The organism is Pseudomonas sp. BIGb0558 (genome assembly GCF_024807515.1).
Classification (GTDB): domain Bacteria; phylum Pseudomonadota; class Gammaproteobacteria; order Pseudomonadales; family Pseudomonadaceae; genus Aquipseudomonas; species Aquipseudomonas yamanorum_A.
Window position 1 is genome coordinate 1 of sequence record NZ_JANUEW010000051.1, and the last position, 21,855, is coordinate 21,855.

Here is a 21,855-nt window from a genome sequence, read left to right on the forward strand (position 1 = left end):
AACGCAGGTAGTACGGAGCGGGTAAACCGGCAGGACGCCGGTTTAGCCGCGACGGGGCAGGGACGCCCCGTCGCGGCGGCCCGCGGAGTAATGCCGGAGCTGAGGGCACACCGAGCCTAAGCGAGGTGCCGAGTGGTGGGGCAAGAGCCTTTTGGTTACTTTTGGGCTCCTTTCAAAAGTGACCCGCTGTAAGAGCGGAACCAATCGAAGCCATCACCCAAATAACGGATATGCCCCCCAAGCTACTGCAAGTTGACAAACAACCCCCCGTCTACCAACAGCGAAGCCCCAGTCACATACCGCGCCATATCCGAAGCAAGAAACACAATGGGCCCCGCAACATCATCAGGCTCCCCCAACCGCCCCAGCGGCGTACGCGAAGTCATGTACGCCAGCTTCTCTTCATCCGCCAGATCCTCCTTGTTGATGTCGGTAGCAATCGTCCCCGGCAACACCGAATTACAGCGAATCCCATAAGGCCCCAGCGCAATCGCACAAGACTGCATCAACGAATGCAGCCCGGCCTTGGTCGGCGTGTAATGCGTCTGCATCCCGCCCCCCACCAGCGCACTGATGGAACTGACGGCGATGATCGCGCCACCCTTGCCCTGGTTCTTCATCTGGTTGGCCGCCGCCTGCACGGCGAAGTAGGCGCCGTTGAGGTTGGTGTTGACGGTCTTGAGGTAAACCTCGCGAGGCATGTCGAGGAAAGAGTGGAACGGGCAAATCCCGGCATTGTTGACGAACACATCCACACTGCCAAACGCCTTGAGCGCGCCCGCCACCAGCTTGTCACCCGTGTCCGGATCGGCCGCATCGCCGCCCACTTCCACCGCCTGCCCACCAAACCCCTTGATCTCCTCGATCAACGAAAACGCCGCCTCAGTCCCCTGGCCACTGCCACTATGACCAATCACCACACGAGCTCCCTGACGCGCGCACTCACGGGCAGCAGCGCGTCCGATACCACGGGACGCGCCAGTAATAATCACGGTTTTATCTGCAAGCAACATAAATAAACTCCTGGAAAACAAGCGGCCTCAGCCGAGATAGTTGCCGTAACCGACCATGGCGATAGCCCCGAGAATCACCGCGATACCGGCAACCAATACGCTTTTGTTGGTAGCGCTGGTGCCTTGCCACTCACGGAAATACAGGCCCCAGCAGTTGGATACGATGATGATGAAAGACATGTGCAGCACCCAGGAACTGGCGTCGTTCTGCAGGCGGCTTTCGCCCATGCCGTAGAAGAAAAATTGCAGGAACCACAAGGTCCCGGCGCACGCCACCAGCAGGTAGTTACGGAACAGCGGGGTGCTGCGGTCGGTGTAGTTGTGGAACGTGCGGTTGCGCCAGTTCAGCCACAGGCACCAGAGGCCATTGGTGGTGAGCCCGCCCCACATGATCACCATGAAGGTCACGTTGTTCTGGAACAGGCTGTTGGCGCCGTGCTCGACAGCCGCGGCAGCCAGCGGGCGCCCGGCGGAAATGCCGTAGCTGAAGCAGGCGCTCAGCACGCCTGAGATCACCGCCACCAACATGCCCTTGGCCACCGAGAACTCGCTGATGCTGGCGAATTTCACCGCTTCCGGCACTTCCCGCTCCTTGATCAGACCGGCCTTGCCGCACACCGCAATGCCCACCAGGGACACCGCGACACCCCACAGCACCCAATGCCCGCCCTGGGAGGCGAGCATCGAGGTCAGGGTGCCTTCGGTGGCGTCGGTGAACAGGTCGCGGTACAGCGCCGGCATCAAGGCGCCGAGGGCCGAGGTCAGGCCGAGTACCAGCGACATGCCCAGGGACAGCCCGAGGTAGCGCATGGTCAGGCCGAAAGTCAGCCCGCCGATGCCCCAGAGCACGCCGAACAGGTAGGTCCAGAGCAGGGTGCCGCTGTCGGCCTGGCGCAGGATGTCGGCCCAGCCGGGCACGGTCAGTTGCGCGGCAATCAACGGCACGATCAGCCAGGACACCAGGCCGCCGGTGATCCAGTAGCTTTCCCAGGCCCAGCCGCGGACTTTCTTGTAGGGGATGTAGAAACTGCCGGAGGCGAAGCCGCCGATGAAGTGCAGAATCACACCGAAGAGAATGATTTCCACGTGTTCAATTCCTTTTTATTGTTGTGGTTGGCCGTGGGTTCAGCCATGGGCAGGCGTGGGGCTGTAGATCCGCACCGCGTTGTGCAGGAAGAACTTGCCTTGTACGTCCTCGGGTTTGCCCGCCAGGCAGGCTTTCACCAGGCCCAGGGTGGTGGCGAAATCGGCCAGGTGATCGCTGTTGGGCCAGTCGCTGCCAAAGAAGCAACGGTCGTTGCCAAAGGCTTCCCACAGCACGGCCAGACGGTCGTTGTAGAACGACGGGTCAAGGATCAATCCACCCGGGCCGACCTGGGGGATTTCCGCCAGTTTGGCAAACACATTGGGCCGCTCGGCCAGGCGCATCAGGTCAGCGTGATAGGCCGATTCTTCACCGGCCGGCACGCTGGCGTTGGGCAGGTGATCGACGATGATGCGCAGCTCGGGCAAGGCATCGCTCAAGTGCAGCAGCCCTTTGATCAGGCGCGGGTTCGGGTTGGCGCTGTCCAGGCTGCGCCCGTATTCGGCGAGGCGGCGCAGGCCTTCGATAAAGCCTTGGCGCTTCTGGTCATCGAGCAAGTCGCGGTCCCACAGGTTGCCGTAGCGCAAGCCGAGGAACAGCGGTTCAGGGGCCAGGGTTTCAAGGTCTGCCGCAAAGTCGCTGTGCAGCGGGTCGAGGTTGCCGACGAAGCCGAGCATGCGCGGGTCGCTGCGCAAGGTGTCCAGCAACCAGCGATTGTCCTCGCGCCACGGGCTGGCTTCCACGGCGATGGCGCCGATCACATGATGTTCGCCCGCCAGCGCCCAATAATCCGCCGGTAAATGCGCGGCATACAGCGCGTTGCCCGGCTCGGGCCAGGGGATGCCCTGGGAGCGGCGCGGGTCGAACAGGTGCAGATGGCTGTCGATGATCGGCCCGCTGTATGGGGTAAGAGGCATTGCGCAATCCTTCGGAAGAATGGACAGGGAAGGGCCCGCACGCTACCGCGCCAGGGCCCGTTGCACCACCTCAGCCCTGCAAGTACACCGCATGGGTATGGGTGTACTCATACAGGCCGTGCTTGCCGTCGGCGCCGCCGATCCCGGATTTGCGCACACCGGCATGGAAGCCCTGCATTGCCTCGAAGTTCTCGCGGTTGATATAGGTTTCGCCGAACGACAACTCGCGTACTGCCTGCATCGCCTTGCCCAGGTCGCGGGTGTAGATCGAGGAAGTCAGGCCGTAGTCGCAGTCGTTGGCCAGGGCGATGGCTTCATCCAGGTCATCGACAATCTGGATCGGCAGCACCGGCCCGAAGATCTCTTCGCGCATGATTTCCATGTCGGCGCGGCAGCCGGCCAATACCGTAGGCTGGAAGTGAAAACCCTGGCCCAGGTCGGCGATTTGCCCACCGGTGACCAGCGATGCACCCTGGCCCAGCGCGGTGCGCACCTTGCGGTTGACGCTGTCGAGGCCCTGGCGGTTGATCAGCGGGCCCATTTCTACATCGGCCTGGGCGATGGGGTCGCCATAGCGGGTGGCGGCCATCGCGGCGCTGATGCGCTCGATAAACTGGTCGGCCACCTTGCGTTCCACGTATACCCGTTCGGCGCAGTTGCACACCTGGCCGCTGTTGATGATCCGCGAGTCACGAATGGCTTTTACCGCCAGGTCCAGGTCGGCATCGGCGAGGACGATGGCGGGGGCCTTGCCGCCCAGTTCCAGGTTTAGCTTGGTGATATTCGGCGCGGCGGCGGCCATGATCCGCGAGCCGGTGGCGACGCTGCCGGTGAAGCTGATCATGTCCACGCCCTTGTGGGCGGTGAGGGCGCCACCCACGCGCCCATCGCCGCAGACCACGTTGAACACCCCGGCAGGCAGGTCGGTCTCGGCCACCAGTCTGGCGAACTCGAAGCAGTTGTTGGGCGTCTCTTCGCTGGGCTTGATCACGATGGTGTTGCCGGTCAGCAACGCCGGGGCCATCTTGCGGGCGATCAGGAAGAACGGGAAATTCCACGGCAGGATGCCGGCCACCACGCCCAGGGGTTTGCGGAACAGGAAGATGTTTTCGTTGGGCCGGTCGCTGGTGATGATCTCGCCTTCAATGCGGCGCGCCCACTCGGCCATGTAATCGAGGTAATCGGCAGTGAAGTTGACTTCGACTTCCGCAAGGCCCGTGACCTTGCCTTGTTCCAGGGTGATGGTGCGCGCCAGGTGGGCGACGTTTTCCCGCAGCTTGGCGGCGATGCGGCGCAAGTGTCCGGCGCGTTCGATGGCCGGTTTGCGGGCCCAGTCCTTTTGCGCATGGCGGGCGGCGGCCAGGGCCTGGTCGACGTCTTCGGTGGTGGATGCCGGGACCTTCGACAGCAGGGCGCCGGTGGCCGGGTTTAACACGTCCAGGTGGGCATCGCTTGGGGTAAAGCGGCCGTTGATGAAGTTCTGGTAGACCGGTACGGATGACATGGGCAGCTCCTCAGTAAGTACGTGACGGCGCCTTGGCGTCGGCGGCGGGGCGGTAGCGGGCCAGGGTGGCCATGGCGCTCTGGCGCAACAGGCTGATGTCGATGGCCACTGCGATGAACTGGCAGCCCCAGGCTTGATAACGGCGGGCATCGTCTTCGTTGGGGGCGAGGATGCCGCAGGCTTTACCGGCCGCCAGCGTGGCGTCGACCGCGTGGCGGATACGTTCCTGCACCTCGGGATGCCCGGGGTTGCCGGCATGGCCGAGGCCGATGGACAGGTCGGCCGGGCCGATGAATACCGCGTCCACGCCTTCGACCGCCGCAATCGCCGCGACGTTTTCCACCCCGAGGCGCGACTCCACCTGCACGATCAGGCACAGCTGTTCATGGGCGGTGTTGAGGTAGTCGTTCACGCCGTCCCAGCGGGTAGCGCGGGTCAAGCCGCCGCCGACGCCACGAATGCCGTGGGGCGGATAACGCATGGCGCGTACCAGGGCTTGGGCCTGTTCGGCGGTTTCCACCATCGGGATCATCAAGGTCTGGGCGCCGACGTCCAGCAGTTGCTTGATCAGGTTGGCGTCGCTGCTCACCGCACGTACCACCGGCGCGGTGGCGTAGGGCGCCACGGCCTGGAGCTGGTTGAGCACGCTGGGTACGGTGTTGGGGGCGTGTTCGCCGTCAATCAGCATCCAGTCGTAACCGGTGCTGGCGACGATCTCGGCGGCATAGGCCGTGGCGAAACCGGCCCAGATCCCGTATTGCGCAGCGTCTTTATGCAGCGCGGCCTTGAAAGCGTTGTGGGGCATGTTCATGGCAGGAGTCCTCAGCGGTTATACGGACGGTGCAGTTGGCAATCGGGGTTGAGGTCTACACCAAATCCGGGTTTGTCGAGCACCGAAAGACGCATGCGGCCATTCACCGGCACCGGTTCACCGAGCAATTGCGGGTGGAACATCGGCACCACTTCATCGGCCTTGGGCGCCATCATCAGGAACTCGGCGAACGGGCTGTTATGGCGGGTGGCAACGAAGTGGTAGCTGTAGACCGACGAGCCGTGGGGCACCACCAACGCGTTGTGGGCATCGGCCAGGGCGGAGATTTTCACCAGCTCGGTGAGGCCGCCGCACCAGCCCACATCCGGCTGGATAATGTCGCAGCAGCCCATCTCCAGCAGCATGCGAAAGCCCCAGCGGGTGGCTTCGTGTTCGCCGGTGGTGACCAGCATGCCCTTGGGCACGTTGTTGCGCAGCGCGGCATAGCCCCAGTAGTCGTCGGGCGACAGCGCTTCCTCGATCCATTTCAAGCCGTATTCATGGGCGCCTACTGCCAGTTTGGTGGCGTAGTTCAGGTCCAGGCTCATCCAGCAGTCGAGCATCAGCCAGAAGTCCGGGCCGACCCGCTCGCGCATGGTCGCCAGTTCCTCGAGGTTTTTGCGCAGGCCTTCTTCGCCTTCGGACGGGCTGTAGTGCAGGGGCATCTTGCCGCCGATAAAGCCCATCTTCTGCGCGAGGTCCGGGCGGGCGCCGGTGGCGTAGAACTGCAACTCGTCCCGCACCGCGCCGCCGAGCAACTGGTGCACCGGTTCCTGGCGGACTTTTCCGAGCAAGTCCCAAAGCGCCAGGTCGACACCGGAGATCGTGTTGATCACCAGGCCCTTGCGCCCGTAGTACAGGGTGGACTGGTACATCTGGTCCCAGATTTTTTCGATATCGGTGACGCGTGCGCCTTCCAGGAAGCGCGCCAGGTGCTTCTCGACGATATAGGCGGCGGGCTCGCCACCGGTGGTCACGGCGAACCCGACGGTGCCGTCGCTGGCCTCGATTTCCACCACCAGGGTGCCCAGCACGTTGATCCCGAAACTGCGGCGGCTCTGGCGGTATTCGGGGTATTTGCTCATGGGGGTGCTGATGTGATCGTCGATCCAGTGGCCGTCTGCCTGGTCGTGGTAGTCCGCGCCGCCGCCGCGCAGCACAAAGGCGCGTACGTGCTTGATAGTGAGGTTGCCCATGGTGTGACTCCTTGATTAAACAGTGGCCGGCGTGTTCGTCGCTTTTGGGCCTGGTGAATGGATACCGAGTACCAGCAAGGCGGCGAGCACGGTGGTGGCGGACAGCAGGTAAAGGCCGGCCGCAGGGGAGTGAAAGGCGGTTTCCGCCCAGTTCTTCAGCACCGGGGCGATAAACCCGCCGAGGGCGCCGAAGGAGTTGATCAGGGCAATGCCGGCCGCCGCAGCGCTGCCGGCCAGGTAGCTGGAAGGAAAGGTCCAGAACACGGGCTGCACGGCGATGAAACCCGAGGCGGCGAAACACAGGGCGAGCATGCCCAGCAGCGGGTTGGCGAAGGTCACGGAGCAGGCAATCCCGGCGGCCGCCATCAACAGGGTCAGGGACGCGGTTTTACGCCGTTCGCCGGTGCGGTCGGAGTAGCCGGGAATCCACCAGGCCGCGAACAGTGCACACACCCACGGAATCGCCGAGACCAGCCCCACCATCAAGCCGACTTTGGTGCCCAGCAGGCCGCCCACCTGGGTCGGCAAGTAGAACACCACGCCATACACGCTGGCCTGGATCAGCAGGTAAACGAGGCACAGGTACAGCACGCTGGGTTGGCACAGCACGTTGAGCAGGCTGCGACCGTGGGAGGTTTTGTGCTGGTCCTCGGCGTCCAGCAGGTCCTGGATCTGGCGGCGTTCGGCAACGGTCAGCCATTTGGCATCGGCGGGGCGGTTGTCCAGGTACCAATAGGCCCAGATGCCAACCGCCGTGGCCATCAGGCCTTCCACGGCGAACAGCCATTGCCAGCCGTGCAGCCCGGAGAACCCGTCCAGCTCCAGCAACAGGCCCGACAGCGGGCTGCCGAAGATAAAGGCCAGGGGCGCGCCAAAGTAGAAGAACCCCATGGCCTTGCCGCGCACGGCAGAGGGGAACCAGTAGGTGAGGTAGAGGATCACGCCGGGAAAGAACCCGGCTTCGGCTACGCCCAGCAGGAAGCGCAACACGTAGAAGCTGGTTTCGTTGTGGGCAAACATCATGGCGGCGGAGACGAGACCCCAGCTGACCATGATCCGGCACATCCACAGGCGGGCGCCGACGCGGTGCATGATCAGGTTGCTCGGCACTTCCAGCAGCGCATAGCCGACAAAGAACACCCCGGCGCCAAAGGCGAAAGCGGCATCACTGAGGCCGGTGTCGGCCTGGAAGGCTTGCTTGGCGAACCCGACGTTGGCGCGGTCGAGGAAGGCCATGATGTACATCAACAGCAGGAAGGGCAGCAGCCGCCAGGAAATCTTGGCGAGCAGAGACGCAGGCAGGGTCTTCATTGTTCAGTCCGGTTGTTTTGTTCTTATGGGAAGGACTGTACGGCGCTGGATCTATACGCTACAAATCGAATCTCGCTTACAACTGATAACCTCAGGGTATCGATAACAAGGAAAAAAATGAGTAGTCCCTTGATCTCCCGCCACCTGTTCAACCGCCTGCGCTATAAGCATCTGCATATGCTGGTGGCCTTGAGTTCCAGCCAGAACCTGCACCGGGCGTCCCAGAGCCTGAACATGTCGCAACCGGCGGCGACGCGCATGTTGCGGGAGATCGAGGACATGTTTGCCTGCGACCTGTTCGAGCGCCTGCCCCGGGGCATGCGTCCTACGGCGCTGGGCAAGGAGCTGATCCGCTTTGCCGAATCGGCCCTCAGCGGGCTCGACCGCTGCGCCGAGGAATTGATGGTGCGCCAGCAGGGCGGCTACGGGTATTTGTCGATCGGCACCATCATGGGCGCGGCCCCGGACCTGGTGATGGACTCGATTGCGCAGATCAAGACGCTCAACCCGCAGATGCGCATTCGCATCATGGGCGACACCAGCGACCAGGTGATCCAGTTGCTGGAACAGGGCCGCATCGACCTGGCCATCGCCCGGCGCAACGCCGCCACCGACAGCGAGCATTACAGCTTCGAACCCCTGGGCAATGAACGCATGCTGGTGGTGGTGCACGCCGGCCATCCGCTGGCCCAGCGCGAACACTTGCCGCTGGCGGAACTGGTCAGCGACTGGCCGTGGATCCTGCAACCGCAAACCAGCCCGGCGCGCATCGGTTTCGATGAGGCCCTGCAACACCTGGCCTTGCCGCAGCCGGCGGACATCATCGAGTGCAGCTCGGTGTATTCCATGCAGCAACTGATTCAACTCACCGACGCAATCATGGTGCTCTCGGAAAGCGCCCTGCGGGATTACCTGAAAATGGGCCTGGTGGTGGCCTTGCCGGTGGTGCTGGAGGTGCAGTTGGCGCCGTTCGGCATGTTGCTGCGCAAGGGCGACCCGGTGAGCCGCGAATTGGGGTTGTTTATCGACATGCTCAGGCAAAAGGCCGCGATGCTCTAAACGCATTGTGCAAAAGAACATGGTATGCCGGCGGGATATTAAATAGAATGAATCTCATTTGAGACTGACTCGCGCCGCGCAGGTTACTTGCCATGAATGAAGCTGTAGTGCCGACGCACCTCGCAGAACCGAGCCTTCACGCCTTGTACCGCGACCACCGCAGTTGGCTGGAAAGCTGGCTGCGGCGCCGTTTGGGCAATGCCTGGGATGCGGCCGACCTGAGCCAGGACACGTTCCTGCGGGTGTTGGCCAGTGCCCAGCCGATTGCCCAATTGCAGGAACCCCGGGCTTACCTGGTGACCGTAGGCAAGCGCTTGCTGGTCAACTTTCACCAGCGGCGCAGCCTGGAGCAGGCGTACCTCAATGCGTTGACGCACCTGCCGCAAGACTGCGTGCCGTCGCCGGAACAGCGCTGGTTGCTGCTGGAAACCCTGCAGGCCCTGGATGAACTGCTCGACGGTTTGCCACCCGTGGTGCGCCGTGCGTTTCTCTGGAGCCAGCTGGAGGGCCTGGGCTATCGCGAGATTGCCGAGCGGCTCAAGGTGTCCGAGCGTACGGTCAAGCGCTACATGACCCAGGCCTATGAGCATTGCCTGCTGGTGGAGCTGTGAGCCGCACCGCGCCGGATCTCGCCCGGGCGGCGGCGCAATGGCTGGCGTTGCTGGAGTCTGGCAGTGCTACCGAGCGTGATCACGCCAGCCTGCAACAGTGGCGCGACAGCCATCCCCAGCATGAGCAGATCTGGCAGAAAGCCCAGTTGCTGCGCCAGCGATTTACCGATTTGCCACCGGCATTGGCCATGGCCAGCCTTGATCGTCCGCAGCCGGGACGGCGTGCGGTGCTCAAGCGTGCCTTGGGCGTGGCGGCGCTGGTGCCGGCCGCGTGGTTGCTTAGCCGGCAATTGCCGATCGATGTCTGGCGGGCTGACCTGCATACCGCCACTGGCGAACGCAAGCGCGTGCCGCTGGCGGATGGCAGCAGCCTGCAACTCAATACCGCGAGTGCGGTGGACGTGGATGTGGCCAGGCGCCGTGTGACGCTGGTGGACGGGGAGATGGCGTTGACGGTGCCGGGGGCGGGTGCGCTGACGGTGCAGACGCGTTATGGGCAGGTGATTGTCAGCCAGGCCGAGGTGTGTGTGCGGCAGTTGTCTTCCGGGTGTCTGGTGTCGGTGTTGAAGGGGGCGGTGCAGGTGCGGGATCTGCGGGGGCAAGTGGCGACGTTGCGAGGTGGGCAACAGGCACGCTTGCAGGCGTCCGGGATGGGTGCAGCTGTAGCGTTTGATGCGCTGCAACTGGGGTGGCGTGATGGTGTGTTGACGGCGCAGAACCAGTTGTTGGGCGATTTTTTGCGGGAGTTGGAGCGGTATCGGCCGGGGGTGCTGCGCTGGGATCTGAGCCTTGAAGCGTTGCGGGTGACCGGGAGTTTTCAGTTGGCCGATACCGATCGTATTCTTGCGTTGCTGGTGTCGACGATGCCGCTGGAGGTGCAGTCGCGTACGCGGTATTGGGTGACGCTGGTTCCGCGTAAGACGGCTGCCTGATGACATATCCGTTATTCAGGTAACGGCGGCTTATGGTTTCGCTCTTACAGCGACTCACTTTGGAAGAGCCGGAATGCCGGCCCAGCCCAAAGAGTGTTAAAAGCCAGATCAAAAGCCGCTTTTCTGTAGGAGCCGGCTTGCCGGCGATGCAGGCGACTCGGTGCATCAGGTACACCCAGTTGATGCCATCGCCGGCAAGCCAGCTCCTACAGTGGACCGTGGTCGCTTTAGATTTTGATTTTGCTTCACCACACTCAAGCCGGCCTGTAGGCCGCTGTGCTCTTGCTTTTGATCTTGATCTTAGGCGCCCCGTTAAACCACGCTGGCCGAACGCAGGTAGTACGGAGCGGGTAAACCGGCAGGACGCCGGTTTACCCGCGACGGGGCAGGGACGCCCCGTCGCGGCGGCCCGCTTCGTGCTACCGGAGTGCGGGCACACCGAGCATTAGCGAGGTGCCGAGTGGTGGGGCAAGAGCCCTTTTGGTTACTTTTGGGGCTCTTTTCCAAAAGTGACCCGCTGTAAGAGCGGAACCAATAGCAGCCGTTACCTAAATAACGGATATACACCCCAGCCTGACTTACCCCCCCAACACGTGCCTTTCAGATCACATGCGCCCGTTGCAACTCGGTCAACGCCAGTGCCTTGAGCCGCGCCAACAGCGGATCCCGCCGGTCCCGCGGATGCACCAGATCCACCGCCAGCTCCTGGCGAATACTGCTCGGCCGGTTATCCATCACCAGCACCCGGTCACTCAGGTACAGCGCCTCGTCCACATCGTGGGTCACCAGCAACAGGGCGATCCCATGGTGCTCGGCCAATTGCAGCAGCAGGTCCTGCAGCTTCATGCGGGTAAACGCATCCACCGCGCTGAACGGCTCGTCCAGCAACAATACCTGCGGCCTTGAATACAACCCGCGAGCGATGGCCACCCGTTGTGCCATGCCGCCAGACAGGGCCTTGGGCAATGCCTGGGCAAACCCGCCAAGGCCCACCTCGTCAATCAACTGCGCCACCCAGGCCTTGTCGTACCCATCGTCATCACTGAAACCGATGTTTTGCTCCACCGTCAGCCACGGCATCAGGCGCGGCTCCTGGAAGACAAACGCGACCTCGCCACCGCCCTGCAACAGCTCACCCTGGTAGTCCTTTTCCAGCCCGGCAACGATCCGCAGCAAGGTGCTTTTGCCGCATCCGCTGGGGCCGAGCAAGCTCACCGCTTCCCGTGGTTGCAACGCCAGATGCACGTTGGTCAGCACCGTGGTGGCGCCGAAGTTTTTCCGCTCGACGCGAATATCCAATAGCGGTTCGCTCATGCTCAACTCTCCGAACCTTGACCGTTGAAGGTGTCGCGCCAGACCAGGCAGCGTTTTTCCAGCGCGGCCAACAGACCGTCGCTGATCTTGCCCAACAAGGCCAACACGATGATCGCGGCCAGCACAATGTCGGGCCGTGAGGTTTCCCGGCCATCGCTGAGCAGGTAACCCAGGCCCTTGGTCGCGGCGATCAACTCCGCCGCCACCAGAAACATCCACGCCAGGCTCAACCCGCTGCGCAAGCCGGTGAACAACCCGGGCAGGGCGGCAGGCAACAGGATGCGGCGCACCAGGCGCGTACGGCTGAAGCCATACATCTGCCCGACTTCCACCAGCTTGCGGTCGATGTCGCGGATCGCCGCGACGCCATTGAGGTACACCGGGAAGAACGCGCCGATGGCAATCAGTACGATCTTCGAGGTCTCATCAATCCCCAGCCACAACAGCAACAGCGGCACCCAGGCCAGGCTCGGGATCGAACGCAGGCCGGCGAACGTCGGCTCCAGGTACGCCTCGGCCTCGCGGCTCAAACCGACCCAGGCGGCAAACACCAGGGCCAGGCTGGCGCCGATGGTGAATCCCAGCAGCACCCGCAACAGGCTGGCGCTGATGTGTTTCCACAGCGCGCCCTCGGCGAGGTCGGTGAGGGTCACCGCGATCTCGCTGGGGGCCGGCATCTGGTAGGACGGCAGCCAGCCGATGCGCACCACCACTTCGAGGATCACCAGGATCAGCACCGGCAACGCCAGGCCCTTCAGTCGCCGTGGCCAGGCGCTGCGCTGCTCGGTGACAGTGGGCGCCAGTGCGACGGGCAGGGTTTCGCTTTTGCTGCTCATGACGCTCCCCTTATGGACGAGGCAAAGCCTGGCCGAAGCTTGGGTCGATCAACTGGTCGATCACCTGATCCACATTCACCCCACGGCGCACTAGTTCTTCCGACACCAGGATCGGCGCGGCAGCCTTGGACGACACCACGTCCTGGGCGGTAAGCAACGGGCTGCTCAAGTCGGTACGCGACAGTTGCAGCTTGGCCACGTCCAGGGGCAGGCCGGATTCGTCCGCCAGCAGCTTGGCGAATTCATCCGGGTGTTTCACCGCCCAATCTCGGGCCTTTTCATAGGCACCGAGCACCTTGGCGATGGTCTGCGGATGCTCCTTGGCGTACTTGTCGGTCACGCTGACCACGCCGTAGCTGTTGAAGTCCTTGTTGCGATACAGCAGGCGCGAACCGGCCTGGATTTCGCTGGCGGCCATGTGCGGGTCGAGACCGGCCCATGCGTCGACATCACCTTTCTCCAGGGCTGTACGGCCGTCCGGGTGTTGCAGGTGCACCAGTTCCACGTCGTCCTTGCTCAGGCCGGCTTTCTGCAGGCTGCGCAGGGTGAACAGGTACGGGTCGGTGCCTTTGGTGGCGGCGATTTTCTTGCCCTTGAGGTCGTTGACGCTCTTGAAGGTGGAGTCCTTGCGCACCACCAGCGCGGTCCACTCGGCGCGGCTGTACACATACACCGACTTGATCGGGCTGCCGTTGGCCCGGCTCAACACGGCCGACAGGCTGGCGGACGAGGCGAAGTCGACGCCGCCGCTGTTGAGGTATTCCAGGGAGCGGTTGCTGCCCTGGCTCAGCACCCAGCCGACCTTGGTTTTTGGCAATGCTTCTTCGAGCCAGCCGAAGTGCTTGAGCACCAGGCTCACCGGGGAGTAATAGGCGTAGTCGAGGTTGACTTGCGCAGGGTCGGTTTCCGCTGCATGGGCCACCGGTTGCAGGCTGAGGGCGAGGGCGCAGGCGCCCAACAGGGTTTTGGCGAAGGGTTTCATGGAACAGCTCCGGACAAGGCGGGAAAGAGAAGGCGTTTCTTATATTCAGAAAATTCATATGGCATGTTCCATCATGCGTTATAGGAATATGCAGTCTCTGTGCCAGCGTCTTTGCGGTGCCGGGCAATACCCCAGGTAGCAGCTGTCGAGCCTGAGCGAGGCTGCGTCAGCGGTGTATCAGACATACCGCTGACGCAGCCTCGCTCAGGCTCGACAGCTGCTACGTGGGGGGAGGGTGGAAGTGGGGAGGCGGGCACTTTGTTGAATCACTGTTGGCTGCGCAACAGCTTGCATATGTTTTTATGGAATAAATAAAGAGTTATATATTCCTTTTGTTGGTTTCACGAATAGGGCACTTTGAGTGCCTGCGCATTCGTGCGGATTGACCCAACAGACCAAAGGAAAGCCGACATGACCATTAAAGCGATCAACGTGCGCAACCAGTTCAAGGGCGTGATCAAGGAAATCCTGATCGGCGAAGTGGTGTCCGAGATCGACGTGCAAACCGCGTCGGGGATCGTGACGTCGGTGATTACCACGCGCTCGGTGCGTGACCTGGAATTGAAAGTGGGCAGTGAAGTGATTGCCTTTGTGAAATCGACCGAAGTGTCGATCGCCAAGCTGTAACTGCAACCCAGTTGTGAACCCAATCCAAATGTGGGAGCTGGCTTGCCAGCTCCCACACTGATTTGTGTAGATTTAGTTGAGTCGAGGTCCGCCTCCCGATGGCCGGGACCCAGGCTTCTCACCCGAAGCATCCGGCAGTTCCTTGGGCGTTTCACTCGGGTCCTTGTAGTCCTTGTGCAAATCCCCATCCAGCCGGTTGCTCGACGAGCCGCCGCTTTGTGGCGTGGCGTCAAAGTGCTCCCACTCCGATTGCTGGAAGCGGAACAGGCTGTCATCGGTCGGCGTGTCGCGGCCGTGGTAATGGTGGATTTCGTAGTGGGCGTATTCGACCTTGTCGGCCCAGTTGTCCTGCAGCAAACCGTCGCCGGCCAGGTCGCGGTACCAGTCGTTTTCCTTCTCGGTAGCCTTCTGTTTTTTGTTGTGGTCGACGAAGTAGCCGATGATCCCGCCCACCACTGCCAACACCACGCCCACCAGGAACAGCGGCCCGGTCAGCGCCGCCGCCGTGCCTGCGCCAAACAGCGCCGCCGCGCCCAATACCCCGGCCGATGCGCCGAACGCACCGCCCGCCACCTGCAAGCCACCGGCGGCCTGAGCCAACGGGTCTTTGCTGTCCACGCCGCTTTTGATCGCCAGCGCGCCGAGCACGATGTCGGCAAAACCACCGGCGATATCGGTAGCCGGGCCCAGCACCTTGATTACGGAACCTGCGATTTTTGCCGATTGGGAGGCGCCCAGCTTGGCCGCGCCGGCTGCCTTGAGGCCGTCATCCAGGTGGGTGGCGAGACCTTCGGTGGCTTCGGTCACCGCCTTGTCGCCTTCGCCAAATAACTTGGCAACACCGTCGTACTGGCTGTCGGGCACCGCATCCAGGGCTGCGGCAATTTCCTTGCTGACCTTTGAGTCGATCTCGGTAGGCTTGCTGAAGTCGATGACCTTGCCCGCCGCGCCTTCCTTGCCCCAGATTTCCGGCAGGGTCTTGTCCAGGCCGAGGAAATCCACCAGGCCGCCCTTGCCCAGGGCTTCGCCGATCTTGTCGCCGAGCTTGACGAAGTGGCTCGCGCCGCCGGCAAAACTCAGGAAGTCCTTGGCGATGGTCATGCGCTGGGCCGGGGTTTCGCCGAGCTTGCCGCCTTTGCCCACCAGTTGGTAGATCCCCGAGAACAGGCTGACGCCGGCGCCCATCGAGCCGAGGATGCCTTTGCTGTTGAGGGTGTTGAACACCTCGCCGAGCATGCCGCGATCCGCCACCGGGATATACGGTTTGCTCAGGGCGGTTTTCACATCGGCTTCGCTGATGGTGCCGCTGTTCTTGTAGACGTCGCCGAGTTCTTCCAGGGCCTTGGTCACGGCCGAGGATTTCTCCTTGCCCTCCAAACCTTCGTTGAGGAATTTCTCCAGCACTTCCTGGCTGCGTCGTGGCAGGTCCAGCAGGTTGCCCTTGAGCACGCCCTTGAGCAGGCCGAACAGGTCCTTGGTGGCCAGTTCCTTGTTTTCGTCGGAGATCTTGCTCGGGTCCGACAGGATCTCGTTGAGGTCGGTGGTCAGCCCGTCGGCCTGGATATTCTGCGCGGCCTTGGTGGCGGCTTCCGGGTCGAACAGCGACAGCGAGGTAAGGGTGTTGCTCAGGTCCTGCTGGGCTTCGTGGCTCTTGCCCTGCTTTTGCAGGTCCTTGAGGTAGAGCACGTAGTCGGGGTTGCTGGTGAGGTCGAGGAGCTTCTGCTTGATCTCGTCCTTGTTGGGCAGGTGGCTGATGGCGTCGTCCATCTTGGTCTTGTAGTCGGCCTGCACCGTCGGGTCTTTGAACAGTTCGCCGATCTGTTCCTGCACCGCCTTGCCGTCGATGATGTCGTGCATGTCGGCGGAGGTGAGTTCGGTCTGCTTGTCATCGAACTCGCGCCAGGTGGTGTTGAACGGGCGCTTGGATTCTTCATAGCCGGTGATGCCGTGGCCGTTCTGGTAGGCGGCCTGGGCTTCCAGGGCACGCACAAGCTTGGCTCGCGGGTCGTCCTTGGGAATCGAGCCGTCCTTGACGCCGGCGCGGTAGGTGTCGATCAGCTCGGTGGTGGCCAGCTCGCTGACGCTCTGGGTCGGCGATTTGTCGTCGTCCTTGTCGGCGTGCACGCCGGTGTCGAGGTTGAGCACGTCCAGTTCGTCGTTGCTCGGCAGGTTGTACTTGGCGCGGGTCTCATCCACCGTGCCGGCGCTCCAGGCCTCCCACTTGGCGACCACTTCATCGTAGAGCTGCGGGCTGAGTTCCTTGGAGACGATGATCTTGCCTTCGCTGGTTTCATAGCGGATCAGGCCGTCTCCCAGCTCGTCGGGGGAGCCGAAGGTGATGTCGGTGTTTTTCAGGAAATCATTCGGCCCGGCCAGCTTGTAGCCGGCGTCTTCACTGGAGTGGATCTTGCTCCAGGTATCCTGGGCGGTGGCCACGCTCTTGAACAGTTCCGGGCTGACATCGGCCGACACCACGACCTTGGTGCCGTCGTGGGTTTCATAGGTCAGCACGTTGCCTTGCTGGCCTTCGATCCAGCCGAAGCCTTTGTAGTCATTCAGTTCCGGTGGCTGGGTGTTGGCGTCTGCCAGGGTGGAGCCGTCGTTGAGGGCGGATTCCACGGCGGCCTTTTTGTCGGGGTTGGTGTAGACCTCGTGCAGGCCTGCCAGGTAGTCGAACAGCTTGGGGTTGTCGTCCCGGGCCACGACCATTTTCTGGCCGTTGCGTTCAAAGCGGATCAGGCCTGGGCCGACTTCATCCTTGGGGCCCACGGTGGTGCCGGCGTAGGGCGGCCACACTTCGTTGTCGCCGGCGCGCTTGTAGCCGGCGTCTTCGCTGGTGGCAAGGCCGGTGAAGCTTTCATAGGCTTCCTTGGCCTTCTGGAACGCCTCGGGGTTGTCGCGCTGGCTGATGACGAATTTGTTGCCGTCCTGGGTTTCGTAGCGAATCACACCCGGGCCGGTTTCGTCGGGAGGGCCGAGGGACTTGTAGTCGCCGAGTTTTTCCGGGGCCGTGGCGTCGCCGCCCAGGCGCTGGTAGCCGGCGGCTTCGCTGGCGTTGACGCCGGAGAGTGCCTTGAAGTCGGCGCTGACTTGCTTGAACAGCTCGGGGCTGTCTTTTTCGCTGACGATGACTTTCTTGCCGTCCTGGGTTTCATAACGAATCAGGCCGGGGCCCACTTCGTCCGCCGGGCCGATGGCCTTGTAGTCGCCCAAGGTGGTGGGCGGCGCGGCGTCCTTGGCGGCCAGTTCATAGCCTTGTTCCTGGCTGGCAGCGAGCCCCTGCGCGGTCTTGTCGCCGGCCTCGACCTTCTTGTTATTGGCGCTGTTCTTGAGCAGCACATGGAACGCCGCGCCGGACTTGGGCGGAGCAACGGGAAGGGCTTTAGGGTCGGTCGAGCGGTTGAGCGGCTGGGTCGTCATGCCATGGAACTCCTGCTGTTACCGGTGGGACGAATCGGCAAAAACAGTAACAGCAGGGGTTCGGCGGTCGTTGCGAAAAGTTGTGAATTGCGCCTTAACGGTGACGCAGGCTGCGTTCCAGGCGGGCAATGCCTTCTTCCAGCATGGCCCGTGGGCAGCCGAAGTTCAGTCGCACGAACTGCTGGCTGTCATCGCCGAATTCAATCCCGGCGCTCAGGCCGACCTTGGCCTGTTCCAGGAAGAACTGTTGCGGGTCGTCCAGGCCCAGGGCGCTGCAATCCAGCCAGGCCAGGTAGGTGCCTTGGGGCGCATGCATCACTACGCCGGGCAGGCGGGTTTGCACGGCGTTCAACAGGTAATCGCGGTTGGCTTGCAGGTAGGCCACCAGCGCTTGCAGCCAGTCGCCGCAGTCGCTGTAGGCCGCGCGGGTGGCTTCCAGGCCCAGGGGGCTGACGCTGTCGACCATGCCGCAACGGGCGTGGTTGAAGCGCTCGCGGATCTGCGGGTTCTGGATCACCGCAAAGCAGGTCTTCAGCCCGGCGACGTTATAGGCCTTGCTCGCCGACATCAGGGTGATGGTGCGCTGGGCGATCTCGGGGCTGAGGCTGGCGGTGGGGATATGCCGGCGGCCGTCAAAGCACAGCTCGGCGTGGATCTCATCCGAGACGATCAGTGCGCCCCGGTCCAGGCAGGCGGTGGCCACGGCCAGCAGTTCTTCACGAGGGAAGACCTTGCCCATCGGGTTGTGGGGGTTGCTCAACAGCAGCGCGCCGGCGCCTTTGAGTGCCTCACGCATTGCGGGCAACGGCGTGAGGTACTCGCCCTCGGCGCTCAGTTCAAACGGCACTTCGATCTTCGGCAGGTTCCAGTGGCCGGGGGCCAGGCGGATCGGGCGATAGTTGGGGGTTTGCAACACCACCGGTTGCCCAGGCTGCACAAACGCATGCAAGGCCATGTTGAAACCCGGCTCGACACCCGGCAAGAACAGCAGCTCATCCGGCTGCACGCGCCAGGCGTACTTGGCCCACAGGTCGGCGACGATCGCTTCGCGCACGCCATCGCAGGCCACGCTGTAGCCGAGGATCTGCTGGCCGAGGCGCTGTTGCAGAGCCTGCAGCACGGCCGGTGGCGCGGCGATGTCCATGTCGGCAATCCACATCGGCAGAACGTCTTGCGGGTAACGACTCCACTTGGTGCTGCCGGTGCCGAGGCGGGAGTGGATCGTGTCGAAATCAAAGCTCATGGGTGGCTCGTGTCAGGGAGGCGGGCGTGGAAATGGCGCTGATTCTAGCGCCATTAATTTTATAGGCCAGCATTTGCGTATCTTCATTCGCCACATCGGCCCCAAGCTTCTACCCTGAAGGCATAGCCCTCAGGACGCCCAGTGCTCATGTACAAAGACCTGAAGTTCCCGGTTCTGATCGTACACCGCGACATCAAGGCCGACACCGTTGCCGGCGACCGCGTCCGAGGCATCGCCCGGGAGCTGGAACAGGAGGGCTTCAGTATCTTTTCGGCGGTGGACTACGCCGAGGGCCGCCTGGTGGCATCGACCCATCACGGCCTGGCCTGCATGCTGATTGCCGCCGAGGGGGCCGGGGAAAATACCCACCTGATGCAAAACATGGTGGAGCTGATCCGCCTGGCGCGGGTACGGGCACCGAACCTGCCGATCTTTGCCCTCGGTGAGCAAGTCACCCTGGAAAACGCCCCGGCCGACGCCATGAGCGAACTCAACCAGTTGCGGGGGATTCTCTACCTGTTTGAAGACACCGTGCCGTTTCTCGCCCGGCAAGTGGCCCGGGCGGCGCGGGCTTATCTGGATGGCCTGTTGCCGCCATTCTTCAAGGCGCTGGTGCAGCACACGGCAGACTCCAATTACTCCTGGCACACACCCGGCCACGGCGGTGGCGTGGCCTATCGCAAGAGCCCGGTGGGGCAGGCGTTTCATCAGTTCTTCGGGGAAAACACCCTGCGCTCGGACTTGTCGGTGTCGGTGCCGGAGTTGGGTTCGCTGCTGGACCACACCGGGCCGCTGGCCGAGGCCGAAGCCCGGGCGGCGCGCAACTTCGGCGCCGATCACACCTACTTTGTGATCAATGGCACCTCCACCGCCAACAAGATCGTCTGGCATTCGATGGTAGGCCGCGACGACCTGGTGCTGGTGGACCGCAACTGCCACAAGTCGGTGTTGCACTCGATCATCATGACCGGCGCGATCCCGCTGTACCTGTGCCCGGAGCGCAATGAACTGGGGATTATCGGGCCGATTCCCTTGAGCGAGTTCAGCCCCGAGTCGATCCGCGCCAAGATCGACGCCAGCCCGCTGACCCGTGGCCGGCCGGCCAGGGTCAAGCTGGCGGTGGTGACCAATTCTACCTACGACGGCCTGTGCTACAACGCCGAGCTGATCAAGCAGCAACTGGGCAACAGCGTCGAGGTGCTGCACTTCGACGAAGCCTGGTACGCCTACGCGGCGTTTCATGAGTTCTTTGCCGGGCGCTACGGCATGGGCACCTCGCGCACGCCCGACAGCCCCCTGGTGTTCACCACGCACTCCACGCACAAGTTGCTGGCGGCGTTCAGCCAGGCCTCGATGATCCACGTGCAGGACGGCGGCGTGCGCAAGCTGGACCGTGACCGCTTCAACGAAGCCTTCATGATGCATATTTCCACCTCGCCGCAGTACAGCATCATCGCCTCCCTGGACGTGGCATCGGCCATGATGGAAGGCCCGGCGGGGCGTTCGTTGCTGCAAGAGATGTTTGACGAAGCCCTGAGCTTTCGTCGCGCCCTGGCCAACCTGCGCCAGCACATTGCCGCCGAAGACTGGTGGTTTTCCATCTGGCAGCCGCCGCTGGTGGCGGGCATCGACCGGGTGGTGACGGCGGACTGGCTGCTGCAACCCGAGGCGGACTGGCATGGCTTTGGCGATATTGCCGAAGACTATGTGCTGCTGGACCCGATAAAAGTCACCCTGGTAATGCCAGGCCTGAACGCTGGCGGGGCCTTGAGCGAGTGCGGAATCCCCGCTGCGGTTGTCAGTAAATTCCTCTGGGAACGTGGGCTGGTGGTGGAAAAGACCGGGCTGTATTCGTTCCTCGTGTTGTTTTCCATGGGCATCACCAAGGGCAAGTGGAGTACCCTGCTCACCGAATTACTGGAATTCAAGCGCAGTTATGACGCCAACGTAAGCCTCGCCAGCTGTTTGCCATCGGTGTTTGCGCAGGGGCCGGCGCGGTATCAGGGCCTGGGGTTGAAGGATCTGTGCGATCAGTTGCACGGCTGCTATCGCAGCAATGCCACGGCCAAGCACCTCAAGCGGATGTACACGGTTTTACCGGAAATCGCCATGAAACCGGCGGATGCCTACGACCTGTTGGTCAAGGGCGAAGTCGAGGCGGTGTCCATCGACGCTTTGCCGGGACGTATCGCAGCGGTCATGCTGGTGCCTTATCCGCCGGGCATTCCGTTGATCATGCCGGGGGAGCGGTTTACCGAGTCGACTCGCTCGATCATTGATTACCTGGCGTTTGCCAGGACGTTCGATAGCAGTTTCCCCGGCTTTGTCGCGGATGTGCATGGACTGCAACATGAAGATGACGGCAAGGGTCGTTGTTACACCGTCGACTGCATCAAGGGTTAAGAATGTTTATGCAAGCTGTGATGAACCCGAAGTACCCGGGCCTCAGTGTCCGGGTGGCAGACGAGGGATTTGACGCCTACGTGTGGGGTAACGACTTCAGTTTTGAGGTCGACGCCTACGGTGTGCCGGAAATGGGCAAGCGCGTCGATCAGTGGGCGGTGGAGCGGATCGTGCCTTACCGCAAATGCTACGGCATCGACCCCGAGGAATTCGCCAGCTTTCGCGACGTGCCAGACAGCGCGGTGTTCATGGCGTACCTGGATGACCGGCCCGTGGGGCATATCGTGGTCAGCACCAACTGGAACGGCTTTGCCCATGTGGATGAACTGGCGGTGGTACTGCCGGCGCGGCGCCACGGGGTGGCCAAGGCGTTGCTGGACGTGGCGCAGTTCTGGAGTCGCAAGAAGAACCTGCCGGGGATGATGCTCGAAACCCAGAATAACAACCTCGGTGCTTGCCGGTTGTATGAGCGTTGCGGGTACGTGATGGGCGGGATCGACCACCTGCGCTATCGCGGGATTGATCCGCAGACGCGCGAAGTGGCGATTTTCTGGTATCGGTTATTCAAGTCAGAACTGGAAGTGGTCTGAAG

General features: G+C 62.6%; 18 protein-coding genes. 6 read left to right on the plus strand and 12 right to left on the minus strand.

All coding sequences use genetic code 11. From position 1 onward, the window contains the following. Positions 1-242: 242 nt before the first annotated feature. The 7 genes from M2400_RS30710 to M2400_RS30740 all read right to left on the minus strand — a co-directional run bounded on the left by M2400_RS30710 (position 243) and on the right by M2400_RS30740 (position 7,836). Positions 243-1,013: an SDR family NAD(P)-dependent oxidoreductase gene (locus tag M2400_RS30710; RefSeq protein ID WP_201124220.1), complete on the minus strand. Its 771-nt coding sequence runs from the start codon at positions 1,011-1,013 to the stop codon at positions 243-245. A gap of 27 nt (positions 1,014-1,040) precedes the next feature. Continuing rightward, entirely contained in the window at positions 1,041-2,099 is a 1,059-nt protein-coding gene (rhaT, locus tag M2400_RS30715; RefSeq protein ID WP_177079746.1) for an L-rhamnose/proton symporter RhaT, read from the minus strand. 39 nt (positions 2,100-2,138) lie between these two features. Further along, positions 2,139-3,014: an amidohydrolase gene (locus tag M2400_RS30720; protein WP_177048908.1), complete on the minus strand. Its 876-nt coding sequence runs from the start codon at positions 3,012-3,014 to the stop codon at positions 2,139-2,141. 70 nt (positions 3,015-3,084) lie between these two features. Further along, a complete protein-coding gene (gene aldA / locus M2400_RS30725; RefSeq protein WP_259198831.1) occupies positions 3,085-4,518 on the minus strand; it encodes an aldehyde dehydrogenase in 1,434 nt (477 codons plus the stop codon). Between the two features lie 10 nt (positions 4,519-4,528). Next, positions 4,529-5,329 (minus strand): HpcH/HpaI aldolase/citrate lyase family protein, encoded by an 801-nt coding sequence (locus tag M2400_RS30730; RefSeq protein WP_177079749.1) that lies wholly within the window; start codon positions 5,327-5,329, stop codon positions 4,529-4,531. An 11-nt stretch (positions 5,330-5,340) separates the two neighbouring features. After that, positions 5,341-6,525 (minus strand): L-rhamnonate dehydratase, encoded by a 1,185-nt coding sequence (gene rhmD / locus M2400_RS30735; protein ID WP_177134925.1) that lies wholly within the window; start codon positions 6,523-6,525, stop codon positions 5,341-5,343. 15 nt (positions 6,526-6,540) lie between these two features. Further along, positions 6,541-7,836: an MFS transporter gene (locus tag M2400_RS30740; protein ID WP_259198832.1), complete on the minus strand. Its 1,296-nt coding sequence runs from the start codon at positions 7,834-7,836 to the stop codon at positions 6,541-6,543. Positions 7,837-7,953: 117 nt separating this feature from the next. On the opposite strand from M2400_RS30740, the gene M2400_RS30745 reads away from it, so the two are divergent. The 3 genes from M2400_RS30745 to M2400_RS30755 all read left to right on the plus strand — a co-directional run bounded on the left by M2400_RS30745 (position 7,954) and on the right by M2400_RS30755 (position 10,438). Next, on the plus strand, positions 7,954-8,895 hold the full coding sequence (locus M2400_RS30745; RefSeq protein ID WP_177048913.1) for a LysR family transcriptional regulator: 942 nt from the start codon (positions 7,954-7,956) through the stop codon (positions 8,893-8,895). Between the two features lie 92 nt (positions 8,896-8,987). Further along, entirely contained in the window at positions 8,988-9,506 is a 519-nt protein-coding gene (locus M2400_RS30750; protein WP_259198833.1) for a sigma-70 family RNA polymerase sigma factor, read from the plus strand. After that, positions 9,503-10,438, plus strand: coding sequence for a FecR domain-containing protein (locus tag M2400_RS30755; protein WP_177122092.1), 936 nt, complete (start codon positions 9,503-9,505; stop codon positions 10,436-10,438). Before M2400_RS30750 ends, M2400_RS30755 begins: the two co-directional genes overlap by 4 nt. Before the next feature lie 600 nt (positions 10,439-11,038). On the opposite strand, the gene M2400_RS30760 is transcribed toward M2400_RS30755, so the two are convergent. The 3 genes from M2400_RS30760 to M2400_RS30770 are packed head-to-tail and all read right to left on the minus strand — an operon-like array spanning position 11,039 to position 13,570. Beyond that, positions 11,039-11,752 (minus strand): ABC transporter ATP-binding protein, encoded by a 714-nt coding sequence (locus tag M2400_RS30760; RefSeq protein ID WP_177048916.1) that lies wholly within the window; start codon positions 11,750-11,752, stop codon positions 11,039-11,041. 2 nt (positions 11,753-11,754) lie between these two features. Further along, a complete protein-coding gene (locus tag M2400_RS30765; RefSeq protein WP_177048917.1) occupies positions 11,755-12,588 on the minus strand; it encodes an ABC transporter permease in 834 nt (277 codons plus the stop codon). Positions 12,589-12,598: 10 nt separating this feature from the next. Then, positions 12,599-13,570 (minus strand): aliphatic sulfonate ABC transporter substrate-binding protein, encoded by a 972-nt coding sequence (locus tag M2400_RS30770; protein ID WP_177048918.1) that lies wholly within the window; start codon positions 13,568-13,570, stop codon positions 12,599-12,601. A 411-nt stretch (positions 13,571-13,981) separates the two neighbouring features. Here M2400_RS30770 and M2400_RS30775 point away from each other — a divergent pair, with 411 nt between their 5' ends. Further along, positions 13,982-14,197, plus strand: coding sequence for a molybdopterin-binding protein (locus tag M2400_RS30775; protein WP_003217010.1), 216 nt, complete (start codon positions 13,982-13,984; stop codon positions 14,195-14,197). A 72-nt stretch (positions 14,198-14,269) separates the two neighbouring features. Here M2400_RS30775 and M2400_RS30780 read toward each other — a convergent pair whose 3' ends face one another. Both M2400_RS30780 and M2400_RS30785 read right to left on the minus strand, forming a co-directional pair. After that, the gene (locus M2400_RS30780; RefSeq protein ID WP_259201295.1) at positions 14,270-17,617 is read right to left on the minus strand and encodes a hypothetical protein; all 3,348 of its coding nucleotides are present in this window, start codon (positions 17,615-17,617) and stop codon (positions 14,270-14,272) included. Between the two features lie 94 nt (positions 17,618-17,711). After that, on the minus strand, positions 17,712-18,860 hold the full coding sequence (locus M2400_RS30785) for a MalY/PatB family protein (RefSeq protein WP_259201296.1): 1,149 nt from the start codon (positions 18,858-18,860) through the stop codon (positions 17,712-17,714). A gap of 147 nt (positions 18,861-19,007) precedes the next feature. Between M2400_RS30785 and M2400_RS30790 the strand changes: the two genes are divergently transcribed. After that, positions 19,008-21,263, plus strand: a complete 2,256-nt coding sequence (locus M2400_RS30790; RefSeq protein ID WP_177048921.1) for an Orn/Lys/Arg decarboxylase N-terminal domain-containing protein — start codon at positions 19,008-19,010, stop codon at positions 21,261-21,263. Positions 21,264-21,283: 20 nt separating this feature from the next. Continuing rightward, on the plus strand, positions 21,284-21,853 hold the full coding sequence (locus tag M2400_RS30795; RefSeq protein ID WP_177048930.1) for a GNAT family N-acetyltransferase: 570 nt from the start codon (positions 21,284-21,286) through the stop codon (positions 21,851-21,853). The last annotated feature ends 2 nt before the right edge of the window (positions 21,854-21,855 follow it).